Here is a 14231-nt window from a genome sequence, read left to right as displayed (position 1 = left end):
GTGCTCCGAGCGCGATCCTGCGGGTCAGCGGCCGTCCCGCGGGCCGAAGGCGGTCAGCGCGTCCAGGTCGCTGTGCCGGGAGCGCAGGTACTCGTCGGCGAACTCGGCGGCGTCCGGGAAGCCCGACTCGGCGGCCACCCGCGCGCAGGCCGCGTCCACGTCGAACCCAGTGCGGCGCAGCTGCACCCCCGGCCCGAGCAGCGCCCACCACCCGCCCGCACCGCCGTACGGCATGCCGACGCTGCCCGGGTTGACCACCAGGCGGCGGTCGACCAGCCGGGTGAACGGCATGTGGGTGTGCCCGCAGACCACCGTGCCGACGGTGGCCGGCAGGCCGGCGAACACCTCCGCCCAGCGCTCGGGCCGGGAGTCCACCAGCACCACCTCCTCGTCGTCGGTGGGCGTGGCGTGGCAGAACAGGACGTCGCCGAGGCCGGCCACCGGCAGGGTGAGGGCGAGCGGCAGGGCCGCCAACCGGGCCACCTGGTCGTCGCGGAGCTGCGCTGCCGCCCAGTTCGAGACGTCGTACGACGCGGGCCGGCCGGCACGGGCTGCGACCAGCTCGCGTTCGCCGTTGCCGCCGACCCAGCGGGCGCGATCACCGAGCGCGGCGAGCCGGTCCAGCACCTCGACGGGTTGCGGGCCGTCCGCGATGTCGCCGGTGAGCACGATCAGGTCGGCGGCGGCCACGTCCGGCTCGGCCAGGACGGCCTCCAGCGCCGGCAGCACGCCGTGGATGTCGGAGAGGACGGCGACACGCTCGAACATCAGCCCACCGTGCCCCGCCGGCTGCCACCCGTCGAGAGGGTTCTGCGCCGGGCAGAAACAGCGACGGGGACCGGCCCCGGAGGGTGGTCCCCGTCGACGTGCGGCGGTGGGTCAGACCCGCGCGCGGCGGGCCAGGCGCTCCGGGTCGAGGATGATGATGCTCTTGCCGTCCAGCCGCAGCCAGCCGCGCGAGGCGAAGTCGGCGAGCGCCTTGTTGACGGTCTCCCGGGAGGCGCCGACGAGCTGGGCGATCTCCTCCTGGGTCAGGTCGTGGGTCACCCGCAGCACGCCGCCGTCGCGGGTGCCGAAGCGGCCCGCCATCTGGAGCAGGTTCTTGGCGACCCGGCCGGGCACGTCGGTGAAGATCAGGTCGGCCAGCGAGTCGTTCGTCCGGCGGAGCCTGCGGGCGAGCACCCGCAGCAGCTGCTCGGCGATCTCGGGCCGGTTGTTCAGCCAGGGCCGCAGCGCCTGCTTGCGCAGCCGTACCAGCCGGGTGTCGGTCACCGCGGTGGCGGTGGCCGTACGCGGGCCGGGGTCGAAGAGCGACAGCTCGCCGACCATGTCCGACGGGCCCATCACCGCGATCAGGTTCTGCCGGCCGTCCGCCGCGCGTCGCCCGACCTTGATCTTGCCTGACAGGAGGATGTAGAGACTGTCGCCGGGCTCGCCCTCGTTGAACACGACCTCGCCCTTGCGGACGTCGATCGTCTCCATCTCCTTGGCGAGCGCCTCGGCAGCCTCCGGGTCGACACCCTGGAAGATCCCGCTGCGGGCCAGTACCTCGTCCATCGCGCACCTCCGGTTGCGCGTCGCCGTCCCTCGGCCGGGTCCGCCGTCCGCTGATCCCTCGCGCGCCGCCAAGTCTAGGCGCACGTGAGCATGAATCAGAGGTGCACCCCGGGAAACTTGATCGTTGGGCGTAACCTTCCCGCCCTGATCAGGCGCTACGATCGCGCGCCGGCGGCCGAGTGGTCACCGGCCGTCGCCGGCGTGGGTCGTAGGGTGACCGGCGTGCTGAGCGAACCCGTGCTGACCAGCCGTGCCGAGGACGGCAGGGAGATCCCGCTGCTGGTCTGGCGGGCGGCCGTGCCGCTGCGGGCGGTCAGCTCCGCCCCGCTCGGCGGCGGGATCGGCGTCCGCCGGTGGGTGGTCAACGCGACCGTGCCGATGTCGTACCACCGGGACGACCCGGCGGCCCACCTGGCCGGGCTGGCCGACTCGCTCGGCCTGGTCGGGCCCGGCGTCGGCCTGCTCACCGGGGTGGACGTGGCCGAGGTGGTGACCCGCGCCGACACCGGTGTGCGGGTCTGGGCCACGGTCGGCCTGGGCACCCCGGTCCGCGCCGCCGAGGCCGCGCCGGCGGCACCGGCGCAGCGGGTCGGCACGATCAACATCGTGGCGTACGTCCCGGCGGCGCTCGGCGACGCGGCCCTGGTCAACGCGGTCGCCACCGCCACCGAGGCGAAGGTCCAGGCGATCGCCGACCTGGGCCTGTCGGCGACCGGTACGCCCACCGACGCGGTCACCGTGCTCTGCCCGGCGGACGGCCCCGCGGAACCGTACGGCGGGCCCCGCTCGACCTGGGGCGCCCCGCTCGCCCGCGCGGTGCACGCCGCCGTCCGGGACGGCGGGGCCGTGCCCTGCGTCCCGTGGTCGGACCGGCAACCCGGCTGAATTCCCGCCCGATCGGCCATCGTCGCATTGGTTCGGGCCCGGTAGCGTGGCGGGCGATGTACGCTCCCGGACTTCCCCGTGCCCGCCGCCGCGCCCCGCTGACCGCCGGCTTCGCCCTCGCCGTCCTGCTCGTCGCCGGCTGCTCCGCCGGCGACGATCCCGCGCCGGTCTGGCAGCCGGGTGGGGGAGGTGGCGCCACCGGCTCGCCGGTGGCCGACGCCCCGACGGGCGGGGCGAAGAGCCCGATCACCCTCTCCGCCACCGGCGACATCATCATGGGCAACGCCCCGGCCAAGCTCCCGCCGAACGACGGCGCGGGCTTCTTCGACGGGGTCTCCGACGCGCTCGCCGGCGACCTGGTGATGGGCAACCTGGAGGAGCCGATCACCGAGGACACCGGGGCCGGCAAGTGCGGGCCGGCGCCGAAGAACTGCTACCAGTTCCGGGCCCCGACCAGCTACGCCGCGCACCTCAAGGACGCCGGCTTCCAGCTGCTCAACCAGGCCAACAACCACGGCTACGACTACGGCCCCAAGGGGTACGAGAACACCCAGCGGGCACTGGAGAAGCAGGGGCTCAAGCACACCGGCGCCCCTGACCAGATCACCGTGGTCGACGTCAAGGGCGTCAAGGTGGCGGTGGCCGGTTTCTCGCCGTACCCCTGGTCCAACAGCTCGACCGACATCGAGGCGGCGAAGGCGGTCGTCGAGAAGGCCGCCACCATGGCCGACCTGGTGGTCGTCCAGGTGCACATGGGCGGCGAGGGCGCCGACAAGACCAGGGTCAGGCCGGGCACCGAGCTCTACCTCGGTGAGAACCGGGGCGACCCGGTGAAGTTCTCGCACGCCATGATCGACGCGGGCGCCGACCTGGTCGTCGGGCACGGCCCGCACGTGCTGCGCGGGATGGAGTTCTACCAGGGCCGGCTGATCGCCTACAGCCTCGGCAACTTCGCCGGCGGCGGCAGGTCGCTCACCCCGGACGGGCGGCTCGGCTGGGGCGGGGTGTTGAAGGTGTCGCTCAAGCCGGACGGCAGCTTCGCCGGCGGCTCGTTCGCCTCTACCCGGATGAGCGCGGTGGGCAAGCCCGGGATGGACTCCGCCGACCGGGCGCTCGGCCTGGTCAAGCAGCTCAGCGGGAGCGACTTCGGCGACCGCGGCGCCCGGTTCGACGGCGCCGGGAAGATCAGCGCACCCGCGGCCGGCTGAGGACGCGGGCCGCGGGCCCGGTTCGGGGTGTGGGCCGGGCGGTTGGTCGTACCGGCGACGTAGGCTTTCCGGCGTGACCATCAGCCCGCCAGCCGGCACCGAGACCGACCTCGGTCGCACCCGGCGTGCCCGGCGGATCGGCCGGGCGCTGACCGAAGCGCACCCCGACGCGCACTGTGAGCTCGACCACTCCAACGCCCTGGAGCTGGCCGTCGCCACCATCCTCTCCGCGCAGTGCACCGACAAGAAGGTCAACGAGGTCACCCCGAAGCTCTTCCCCCGCTACCCCACGGCCGCCGACTACGCCGGCGCGGACCGGGCCGAGCTGGAGGAGCTGATCCGGCCGACCGGCTTCTACCGCAACAAGACCGACTCACTGATCAAGCTGGGCCAGGCGCTGGTCGAGCGCTACGACGGCCGGGTCCCCGGCCGGCTGGCCGACCTGGTGACCCTGCCCGGGATCGGCCGCAAGACCGCCAACGTGATCCTCGGCAACGCCTTCGACGTCCCGGGGATCACCGTCGACACCCACTTCCAGCGGTTGGTGCAGCGGTGGCGGCTGACCGCCCAGACCGACCCGGTCAAGATCGAGCACGAGATCGGCGCGCTCTTCCCGAAGCGGGAGTGGACCATGCTCTCGCACCGGATCATCTTCCACGGCCGACGCGTCTGCCACGCCCGCAAACCGGCCTGCGGCGCGTGCACGCTGGCGAAGCTCTGCCCGTCGTACGGGACCGGGCCGACCGAACCGGCCGCCGCCGCCAAGCTGCTCAAGGGCCCCCGGGCGCGGGACCTGGCGGTCGCCGCCGGGGTGGACCCGGAGCTGGTGCCCCAGCAGGCCGCCGCCGCGGACGTGCCGTGAACCGGCGCCTGGCCGCCCTGCTCGTGCCGGTGCTGCTGGCCGTCGCCGGCTGCACCGCTACCCCGGAGCAGTCGTCGAGCGCGCCGGCCGCCCGGTCGCAGCGCCCGTCGCCGTTCGCCGACTGCGCGACGCTCGCCACCCCGCCCGCCGCGACCCCGTCGGCAGGTACCGCGACGTCGGGTGGGGCCGTGCCCTCGGGGGAGGCCGCGCCGTCGGCCGGTGCCGTGCCGCCAGGTGAGGCCGTCCCGGGCGCCGCTACGGCGACTGGTGCGGGGCGGGTCGATCCGGCGGTGGGCAAGCCGCTGCCCGAGCTGACGTTGTCCTGCTTCACCGGCGGGGTGCCGGTGGCGCTGCGCGACGTGCGCGGGCCAGCGGTGATCAACGTGTGGGCCTCCTGGTGCGGGCCCTGCCGCAAGGAGCTGCCCGCCTTCCAGCGGCTCAGCGCACGGACGACCGGGAAGCTGCAGGTCGTCGGGGTGAACAGCCGGGACGACCGGGAGGCCGCCCAGTCGTTCGGCGAGGACTTCGGCGTCCGCTTCCCGATGCTCGTCGACCAGGGCGCCGCCGTGCAGCGGGAGCTGCGCCGCAAGGGCTTCCCGCTCACCGTGTTCGTCGACGCTCAGGGGCAGGTCCGGCACGTGGACGACAGCGGTGCGGTGGACGACGCCCGGCTCGCCGCGCTGGTGCGTACCCACCTCGGCGTGGCGGTGCCGGCGTGAGCCCTGACGCGCCGGTCGGTGAAGGCGGTCGGCGCCCGCCGACCTGGCTGGACCCGCTGCTGGGCCGGCTCGGCACCGCCCGGGCGGAGGACTTCACCCGGCTCATCACCCCCGAGCAGGGCGGTCGGGAGAGCGCCGTGCTGGTGCTGCTCGGCGAGGAGCCCGGCGCCGGCCCGGACGTGCTGGTCCTCCAGCGGGCCGCCACCCTGCGCAACCACGCCGGCCAGCCGGCCTTCCCCGGCGGCGCGGCCGACCCGGAGGACGCCGACGCCGCCGCCACCGCCCTGCGGGAGGCGAACGAGGAGGTCGGCCTCGACCCGGCCAGCGTCACCGTCCTGGCCCAGCTGCCCAAGCTGTGGATCCCGGTCAGCGACTTCCTGGTCACCCCGGTGCTGGCCTGGTGGCACACCCCGCACCCGGTGCACCCGCGGGAGCCCGCCGAGGTCGCGCACGTCGCCCGGCTGCCGGTGGCCGAGCTGGTCGACCCGGACAACCGGATGCGGGTACGCCACCCGAGCGGCTGGATCGGCCCCGCCTTCTCCGTACGCGGCATGCTGGTCTGGGGCTTCACCGCGGGGGTGCTGGCCACCCTGCTGGAGATGGCCGGTTGGGCCCGCCCCTGGCCGCGCGGCCGGGTGGTCGAGCTGCCGCCGACCGGGGCCACCCCGGCGCCCTCGGCGGGCACCGACGAGGTCGACGAGATGGCCGGTCCGCTGACCTGACGGTCACGTTCCGCAACCGCGCGGCACCGACGGTGCGGCGTGCCCGTACCCTTGACCCGTGTCGGCCGTGGATCTCGTTCTGCTCCTGCTCATGCTCGTGTTCGCGATCAGCGGATACCGTCAGGGCTTCGTCATCGGGGCGCTGTCGTTCTCCGGGTTCTTCCTGGGTGCGCTGGTCGGCCTGCAGCTCGGCCCGCTGGTGGCCCGGCAGTTCACCGACAGCGGGACCAGGGTGCTGATCTCCCTGATCGCGGTCTTCGGTCTCGCTGTGCTCGGCCAGGCGCTGGCCGGTTGGCTCGGTTCCAACCTGCGCGCCGCGATCACCGGCACCGCCGGGCGGAAGCTCGACGACATCGGCGGCGCGTTCGTCTCGATCTTCGCGGTGATGCTGGTGGCCTGGTTGGTCGCGGTGCCGCTCGGCTCCTCGTCGCTGCCCTGGCTGGCCGCCTCGGTGAAGAACAGCGCGCTGCTGACCGTGGTCGACCGGGTGCTGCCCGACCAGGCGCAGGAGCTGTCCACCGCGCTGCGGGACACGGTGGACACCAACGGCTTCCCGGAGGTCTTCAACGGCCTGGGGCGTACCCAGGCGCGGCAGGTCTCGCCGCCCGACCCGGCGCTGGCCGGCTCGCAGGTGGTGGCGAACAGCCAGCGCGCCGTGGTCAAGGTGCTCGGATCCGCGCCGAGCTGCTCCCGGCGGATCGAGGGCTCCGGCTTCGTGTACGCGGACGACCGGGTGATGACCAACGCGCACGTGGTCGCCGGCACCCGCTCGGTCGCGGTCGAGCTGCGCGGCGAACGGTACGACGGCCAGGTAGTCGTCTACGACCCGGACCGCGACCTGGCCGTCCTCTACGTGCCGGGGCTGCCCGGCCCGTCGCTGCGGTTCGCCGCCGGGCAGGCCGCCACCGGGGCGGACGCGATCGTGCTCGGCTTCCCGCTCGACGGCCCGTACGACGCCCGCCCGGCCCGGGTGCGCGACGTCGACCGGATCACCGGCCCGGACATCTACGCCTCCAGCGACGTCACCCGGGAGATCTACACGATCCGGGCGCTGGTCCGCAGCGGGAACTCCGGCGGCCCGCTGGTTTCGTCGAACGGGCTGGTGCTCGGGGTGATCTTCGCGGCCGCCGCGGACGACCCGAACACCGGCTTCGCGGTGACCGCCGCCGAGGCGCGGCCGGTGGCGCTGGCCGGCGCGGAGCGTACCCGTGGGGTGGAGACCGGCGACTGCACCTGAGCCACCCCCGCGGCCCGGGTCAGCCGCCCGCCGGCGCCCGGGCGGCGGTCACGTCCCCACCCGACGGGGTGAGACCGGGCAGCGCGGCCTTGCCCCAGCGCAGGGTCCGGTCGAGCACCGCGCGCGCCATGATCGCCACGCAGATGCCGCCGTTCACGAACGAGGCGGCCACGTCGCTCGGGTGGTGCATGCCCCGGTACAACCGGGCCACCGCCACCCCGATCGGCACCAGCACCAGCAGCGTCCACCAGGTGGCCTTGGCCGCGGTGCTCTTCGCCCGCAGCGCCAGCAGCAGCGCGATGCCGACGTAGAGCGCCACCGACGCCGACGTGTGCCCGGACGGGAAGCTGGAGGTCGGCGGGGACACGTCCAGGTGCTCGACCGCCGGTCGCTTCCGGTCGATCGCCAGCGTGGTCAGGAAGAAGACCAGCGCCTGGGCGGTGACCGCGGCGCACAGGAACAGCGGCTCCCGCCAGCGGTGCAGCACCAGCCGCAGGACCACCGCCACCAGCGCCGTGACCGCGATGATCACCGGGGTGCTGGCCAACGTGCTGAAGACCAGCGAGACGTCGTTCCAGCCGCCGGCCCGGTCCGCCGCCAACTCCCGGTTGACGGTGTCCTCCACGGTGAACGGCCAGGCCTTGTCGAGGACCCGGGTGACGAGCACCCCGAGCAGGATCATGAAAGAGAGCAGCAGGGTCACCGGCAGCAGCACGCGCCGGGCCAGCTGAACCGCGAAGTCGGACATGGGCCGCCCATTACCCCGCGCGGCGGTGAACTACGCGTTGCCGGCCGGTGGCCGGTCGGCCAGCTCCGGCTCCACGCCCTCGACCGACGGGCGCTCGGCCGGCCGACCGTCCCGGGCCCGCCAGGTGGTGAACGCGGCGCTGGTCGCCGCCACCACCGCGGTGCCGAGCAGCCAACCGCCCACCACGTCGCTGGTCCAGTGCACGCCCAGCGCGATCCGGCTCAGCCCGGTCACCCCGGCCAGCAGCACCGCGGCCACCCAGAGCACCACCCGGGCCGCCGGACGGCCCCGGGTGAACGGCAGGAGCACCAGCAGCAGCACCCCGGCGGCCAGGGTGGCGTTGAGCGCGTGCCCGGACGGGAACGAGAAGCCGGCCGACCGGGCGACCGGGTCGAGCAGGTCCGGCCGGTTGCGGCCGACCAGCAGCTTCAGCAGCGGGCCGAGTAGCCCGCCCACCGCCATCGTGGTGACCACCCACAGCGCCACCCGGCGGGCCCGGCGAAGCCACAGCCAGATCACCACCACCAGCGTCACCCCGCGCAGCGGGTTGGGGGCGAACACGCTCGACCAGACGCTCATCAGCCGCACCCAGGCCGGGTGGTCCAGGGCGTACCCGTGCAGCGTGTCGGTCACCGCCGCGTCGAGGTCGTGCAGCGGCGGCCAGGCCCCGACCACCAGCACGGCCAGCAGCGCGAACGGCACCAGCAGCAGGAACGCGGCCACCGACGCGAGGGCGAGCCGCAGGCCGAGCGAGCGGTCCCGGTCGCGGCGGCCGGACCACCTCGACCGGTTCGTCGGGCTGGGGCTGACACGCTGACCGGGCGACCTCATGACCGGAGCACTACCCCGTCGGGGGCCGGCTCAGAACCCGCTCAGCGACCCCGCAACCGGAACCGGCGGATCGCCAGCGCCACGCCGGTGACGAGGGCCACCAGGATCGCCACGCCGGTCCACAGCCGGCGGGGCGCGGTCGCGTCCTCGCCGCCGGCCGGCTGGGCCGTCCACCGGGTGTGCTGGCGGGGGGCGGTGAACCCGAGCGGGTCCGTACCGGTGCCGCCGGCCTGCGCGTCGTCGGCGGAGCCGGGCGCCGGGCCGAACCCGACCACCCCGGGGGAGGCGTTGTCGTCCAGCGGGTTGCGGTGGATCTCCGGCACGTCGGCGGTCAACGCGGCGACCGGGTCGACCAGGCCGTACCCGAACCGGTCGTCCCGCCCGGTGGGGCCGATGTCCTTCGCGGTGGAGATCAGCCGGTTGACCACGTCACCGGCGGACAGCTGCGGGTATCGAGACCGGACCAGCGCGGCCGTCGCCGCCACCAGGGGAGACGCGAAGCTGGTGCCCTGCACACCCCAGTAGCTGTTGGGCGGCCGGGCCCCGACCAGGCCGGTCGCCGGCGCGGTCAGCACGGTGTCGTGCCCGGTGATCGAGCCGGCCCACATGTTCTCGCTGTCGCGGTCCAGCCCGGCGACCGCGATCACTCCGGGCTCGCGGGCCGGGTACCACACCCGGGGGCCGGTGGAGGTGGCCACGTTGCCGGTGCAGGCGACCACCACCACGTCCCGAGCGAACGCGTAGTCGAGGGCGGCGGCCAGCGCCGGGCTGTCGCCGCTGCCGCCGAGCGACAGGTTGATCACGCGGGCGCCGTTGTCGACCGCCCAGCGCACCCCCTTCGCCACGATCATCGCGTCGTCGTAGCGGTTCTCGTCGTCGAGCACCCGCACCGGCAGGATGCGGGCCTCCGGCGCCAGGCCCACCACGCCGCGGCTGTCGTCGCCGCGCCCGGCGATCAGGCTGGCCACCGTGGTGCCGTGGCCGACCGGATCGGGCTCGGCGGCACCGCCCGGGGACACCAGGTCGATGCCGGGCAGCACCTGGCCGGCCAGGTCCGGATGGCGGCCGTCCACGCCGGAGTCCACCACCGCGACGGTCACCCCGCGCCCGGTGGAGGTGCGCCAGGCCGTCTCGGCCCGCAGCTCGCCGAGCTGGAACTGGTCGTCCCGGACCCGGTCGGCGCGGGCCGTCCGGGCGGGCGCGAAATCCGGCTCGGCCAGCGGGCCGGCCGCGACCGTCGCGGCGTGCGGGGCGGCGGCCAGCGTGGCGGGGGCCGCGGCCGCCGGGGGCGGTGCGACGCCCACCAGGGTGACGGCGGTCGCCGCCGCGCCGAGCAGCGCGCGACCGGAGAACCGGTGGAGCGCGCTCGGGGAGCCGTGCCGAACCCTGGTCACATCCTCAGCCATTCATCACGACGGAACCATGCTGCCCGCGAGATTACCGGTTTTCCCCGCCTCGGCGCGGTGTTCGCGGCACACCGGTCACGGTGGCGGCAGATGCGCCAGCTGAACCAGCCGTACGCCCTCGCGCCGGGTGACCAGCCGACCGCGCCCCGGCGGGAGCGGACCCGGGCGCACCTGACCGACCAGCGCCCCCTCGTCCGGGCTGCCGCTCATCACCAGCCCGGGGGTGGACAGCTCGCGCAGCCGCTGCACGACCGGCTCGTACTGGGTCCGGCCGGCGCCCCCGGAACGCCGGGCCAGCACCAGGTGCAGCCCCACGTCCCGGGCCTGGGGCAGGTGCTCCTCCAGGCTCCGCAACGGGTTCGCCGGGCCGCTGGAGACCAGGTCGTAGTCGTCCACCAGCACGAACAGCTCCGGCCCGGACCACCAGGACCGCTCGCGCAGCTGGGCCGGGGTGACCTCCGGGCCGGGCGCCCGGCCCTGCATGTAGCCGGCCGCCGACTCGATCAGCTCGGTGGTGTGCGCGGCCGCGCTGCCGTACCCGATCACGTGTGGCAGGTCGGTGAGGTCCTGCAGGCTGCGCCGGTAGTCGACCAGGATCACCCGGGCCTGCTCGGGACTGAACCGGGTGACGATCGAGGTGGTCAGCGCGCGCAGGAACGAGGACTTGCCGCACTCCGCGTCGCCGAAGACCACGAAGTGCGGCTCGGTGGCGAAGTCCAGCGCTACCGGCCGCAGGTCCGCCTCGGCGATGCCGATTCCGAAGGCCAGGCCGGTCGCGGCGGAGCGGTCCAGCTCGGCGTACGGCAGCACCGGCGGGAGCAGCCGGACCGGGGGCGCCGGCCGGCCGGGCCAGGCACCGGCCACCGACTTCACCAGCTCCGCCGGGTCGGTGCCACCCAGCTGGGGCAGCGCGGTCAGGAAGTGCAGGCTCTGCGCGGTGATGCCCCGGCCGGCCCGCGCCGGCACGGTCGCCGCGGCGGTCCGCCGGACCAGCGAGTCGGACGGGTCGCCGAGGCGCAGCTCCAGCCGGGAGCCGAACAGGTCCCGGATGGCCGGGCGGAAGTCCATCCAGCGCACCGCGCTGGCCACCACGTGCACGCCGTACGACAGGCCGCGGGTGGCCAGGTCGGTGATCAGCGGTTCCAGGTCGTCGTACTCGCCGCGCAGGGTGGCCCAGCCGTCCACCACCAGGAAGACGTCCCCGAACGGGTCGACGGCGGGCTGCCCGGCGGCGGTCAGCTCCCGGCGCCGCTGCCGCCAGGCCGCCATCGACTCCACGCCCAGCTCGGCGAAGCGGCGCTCCCGCTCGGCGAGCACCGTGGCCACCTCGCCGACGGTCCGCCGCACCACGGTCGGGTCGGCCCGGCCGGCGACCCCGCCCACGTGCGGCAGGTTGCGCAGCACGGCCAGCCCGCCGCCGCCGAAGTCGAGGCAGTAGACCTGCGCCTCGGCCGGGGTGTGGGTCAGCGCCAGCGCGCAGATCAGCGTGCGCAGCGCGTGCGACTTGCCGCTCTGCGGGCCGCCCACCACGGCCACGTGACCGGCCGCCCCGTCCAGCGCCAGCCAGAGCAGGTCACGACGCTGCTCGTACGGCTTGTCCACCACGGCCACCGGCACCTGCAGGGCGCCGTGCAGCTCCGGATTGGCGACGGTGAGCCCGCGGCGCGGATCCGGGGTGGGCGGCCCGAGCAGCTCGTCCAGGGTGGGCGCCTGGTCCAGCGGGGGCAGCCACACCTGGTGCGCCGGCGGGCCCTGCCCGGCGAGCCGGGCGACCAGAACGTCGAGCAGGCTCTCCCGCTCCTCCTCGGCCACCGGCGGCGGCGCCGGGGTGGCCGGCTCGGGCACCGGCACCAGGTGGGTGGAGAAGGTGAGCAGGCGGGGCGGAGCACCCGCCCCGCCGCCGGCCGCGCCCGCCCGCCGGGGGGCCGGCCCGGAGACGTACGCGGCCTTGAACCGGACCAGCGGGTCGGTGCCGGCGCGCAGGTAACCGTGCCCGGGGGAGCGGGGCAGCTCGTGCGCGTCCGGCACGCCGAGCACCGTCCGGGACTCCAGCGCCGAGAACGTCCGCAACCCGATCCGGTACGACAGGTGGGTGTCCAGCCCGCGCAGCCGCCCCTCCTCCAGCCGCTGGCTGGCCAGCAGCAGGTGCACGCCGAGCGACCGGCCCAGCCGGCCGATCTGGACGAACAGGTCGATGAAGTCCGGCTTGGCCGACAGCAGCTCGGAGAACTCGTCGCAGACCAGCAGCAGCGACGGCAGCGGGGCGAGCGGACTGCCGGCGGCCCGGGCCCGCTCGTAGTCGCGCAGGCTGGCGAAGTTGCCGGCCCGGCGCAGCAGCTCCTGCCGGCGGATCAGCTCGCCGTTGATCGCGTCGACCATCCGGTCGACCAGCGGCAGCGCGTCGGCCAGGTTGGTGATCACCGCGGCGGTGTGCGGCAGCCGGTCGAACGAGGCGAAGGTGGCGCCGCCCTTGAAGTCGACCAGGACGAAGTTGAGCTGCTCCGAGCTGTGCGTGGCGGCCAGCCCGAGCACCAGGGTGCGCAGCAGCTCCGACTTGCCGGAGCCGGTCGCGCCGATCAGCAGGCCGTGCGGGCCCATTCCGTCCTGCGCGGACTCCTTGAGGTCCAGCTCGATGGCGCCGCCGTCCGCGCCCACCCCGATCGGCACCCGCAGCCGGTCGCGCGCCGGCCGGGGCGCCCAGCCCTGCTCGGCGGTGAACCCGTCCGGGTCGCCGATGCCGAGCAGCTCGGGCAGGCCCAGCTCGGCGCCGGGCGGGGCGTCCGGCCCGCGTACGGTGGCGGCCAGTCGCAGCGGGGCGAGCCGGCGGGCGACCGCCTCGGTGTCGGCGACGGCCAGCCGGTCGGCGGTGCCCACCTCGGCGTGCCCCTCGGCGGACCAGGAGTGCAGCCGGTCGCCGCGGATCTCCAGCAGCAGCGCGAAGCGGTCCAGCAGCCGTGGCGGCGGGGTGTCCAGGTCGATCACGGTGACCGCGTCGATGCCGCCGTCGCCGGCCAGGTCGGTCGCCCCGGTGAGGTCGCCGCCGTCGAGCAGCACCACCACGTGCGGGCCGTCGGTGGCCGGGCCGGCAGGGCTGAACCGGGAGCGGCTGGCCAGCACGTCGTCCAGCAGCCGTTCCAGCTCGACGGCGGAGCTGGTGACCAGCCGGACCGGGCCGAGCGCGTCGGTGCGGATGGGGTGGTGCGCGTGCGGCAGCCACTTGACCCACTCCCACGGCGCCCGCCGCTCCGGCCCGGCGCAGACGGCGATCAGCAGCTCGTCGGGGGCGTGGAAGACGGCGAGCTGGGTCAGCACGGCCCGGCCGAGCGCCTGGGCCGGCGCCGAGCCGGTGCCCGGCGCGCCGCCGTCCGGACCGGCCGGCACGCCCCGCACGTGCACCCGGGCGAAGCTGCGCAGCGACAGCGCCACCGGCAGGTCCGGCACCACCGAGTACGCGTCGAGGAAGCGCCGCAGTGCCCCCGCGGTCATCGGCTCCAGCTCCTCCAGCGGTCGGGTGACCGGCGGGATCAGCGGGGTGGCCAGGGTCTGCGGGCCGACGGCCACCCGGACCACCGCGAAGTCCGGGTCGCCCGGGCGACGTTCCCAGACCCGGTGGCTGTCCACGGTCGACCACAGCCGGGTGGGGTCGGGGTGCCGGTAGTGCAGGCCGGCCCGCTGCTCGCCGGCGGTCTGCCGGACCCGGCGGCGCAGTGTGGTGAGGTGGCGCAGGTACTCCCGCCGGGCGGCCATCATCTCCGACTTCTTCGGGGTGCCGGAGGCGCTGCCCCAGGAGGTCACCAGCATGGCCACCGAGGAGAGCCCGAACATGCCGCCCACCACGTACGAGTAGGCGCCGCCCCCCCGGCCGAACATCATCGCCATGGCCACCGTGCCGCCCAGCATGGGCAGCACCATCAGCGCCTGCTGCCAGCGGCCACCGGCGACGGCGGGGATCTCCGGTGGCCCCTCGACGGGCAGCTCACCGACCGGGATCTCCGGCGCCGGTCGGCGCGGCGGCCGCTTGATGACGACAGTGGACACTGACCCTCCCCATGGCGC

General features: G+C 75.2%; 12 protein-coding genes. 6 read left to right on the top strand and 6 right to left on the bottom strand.

The genetic code is table 11. From position 1 onward, the window contains the following. Window positions 1-24 precede the first annotated feature (24 nt). Both ACFY3U_RS15895 and ACFY3U_RS15890 read right to left on the bottom strand, forming a co-directional pair. Complete coding sequence (locus tag ACFY3U_RS15895) at window positions 25-768, bottom strand: metallophosphoesterase family protein (protein WP_387201295.1); 744 nt, start codon at window positions 766-768, stop codon at window positions 25-27. A gap of 111 nt (window positions 769-879) precedes the next feature. Continuing rightward, a complete protein-coding gene (locus ACFY3U_RS15890; RefSeq protein WP_088976469.1) occupies window positions 880-1557 on the bottom strand; it encodes a Crp/Fnr family transcriptional regulator in 678 nt (225 codons plus the stop codon). Between the two features lie 222 nt (window positions 1558-1779). Here ACFY3U_RS15890 and ACFY3U_RS15885 point away from each other — a divergent pair, with 222 nt between their 5' ends. The 6 genes from ACFY3U_RS15885 to ACFY3U_RS15860 all read left to right on the top strand — a co-directional run bounded on the left by ACFY3U_RS15885 (window position 1780) and on the right by ACFY3U_RS15860 (window position 7190). After that, window positions 1780-2442 carry an adenosylcobinamide amidohydrolase gene (locus ACFY3U_RS15885; protein ID WP_387201292.1) on the top strand — a complete coding sequence of 221 codons (663 nt, stop codon included), beginning with the start codon at window positions 1780-1782 and terminating at the stop codon, window positions 2440-2442. A 56-nt stretch (window positions 2443-2498) separates the two neighbouring features. Next, complete coding sequence (locus ACFY3U_RS15880; protein ID WP_387201289.1) at window positions 2499-3650, top strand: CapA family protein; 1152 nt, start codon at window positions 2499-2501, stop codon at window positions 3648-3650. A 73-nt stretch (window positions 3651-3723) separates the two neighbouring features. After that, window positions 3724-4512, top strand: coding sequence for an endonuclease III (gene nth, locus ACFY3U_RS15875; protein ID WP_387201286.1), 789 nt, complete (start codon window positions 3724-3726; stop codon window positions 4510-4512). After that, complete coding sequence (locus ACFY3U_RS15870) at window positions 4509-5231, top strand: redoxin domain-containing protein (RefSeq protein WP_387201283.1); 723 nt, start codon at window positions 4509-4511, stop codon at window positions 5229-5231. Before nth ends, ACFY3U_RS15870 begins: the two co-directional genes overlap by 4 nt. Next, window positions 5228-5953 (top strand): NUDIX hydrolase, encoded by a 726-nt coding sequence (locus tag ACFY3U_RS15865; protein ID WP_387201280.1) that lies wholly within the window; start codon window positions 5228-5230, stop codon window positions 5951-5953. Before ACFY3U_RS15870 ends, ACFY3U_RS15865 begins: the two co-directional genes overlap by 4 nt. Window positions 5954-6011: 58 nt before the next feature. Then, entirely contained in the window at window positions 6012-7190 is a 1179-nt protein-coding gene (locus ACFY3U_RS15860; RefSeq protein WP_387201277.1) for a MarP family serine protease, read from the top strand. A gap of 19 nt (window positions 7191-7209) precedes the next feature. Here the strand turns inward: ACFY3U_RS15860 and ACFY3U_RS15855 are convergent, their stop codons facing one another. From ACFY3U_RS15855 to eccCa, 4 genes are all read right to left on the bottom strand, one after another. Beyond that, window positions 7210-7938, bottom strand: coding sequence for a phosphatase PAP2 family protein (locus ACFY3U_RS15855; protein WP_387201274.1), 729 nt, complete (start codon window positions 7936-7938; stop codon window positions 7210-7212). A gap of 30 nt (window positions 7939-7968) precedes the next feature. Next, window positions 7969-8769 carry a phosphatase PAP2 family protein gene (locus tag ACFY3U_RS15850; RefSeq protein ID WP_387201271.1) on the bottom strand — a complete coding sequence of 267 codons (801 nt, stop codon included), beginning with the start codon at window positions 8767-8769 and terminating at the stop codon, window positions 7969-7971. A gap of 41 nt (window positions 8770-8810) precedes the next feature. After that, a complete protein-coding gene (gene mycP / locus ACFY3U_RS15845; protein ID WP_387201268.1) occupies window positions 8811-10175 on the bottom strand; it encodes a type VII secretion-associated serine protease mycosin in 1365 nt (454 codons plus the stop codon). A 75-nt stretch (window positions 10176-10250) separates the two neighbouring features. Continuing rightward, entirely contained in the window at window positions 10251-14213 is a 3963-nt protein-coding gene (eccCa, locus tag ACFY3U_RS15840) for a type VII secretion protein EccCa (protein ID WP_387201264.1), read from the bottom strand. Window positions 14214-14231 lie beyond the last annotated feature (18 nt).

Source organism: Micromonospora sp. NPDC000089 (assembly GCF_042899365.1).
In the GTDB taxonomy this organism is placed as follows: Bacteria; Actinomycetota; Actinomycetes; order Mycobacteriales; family Micromonosporaceae; genus Micromonospora.
The sequence above is the reverse complement of the archived record's forward strand: the minus strand, read 5'-3'. Positions and strand labels throughout refer to the sequence as shown.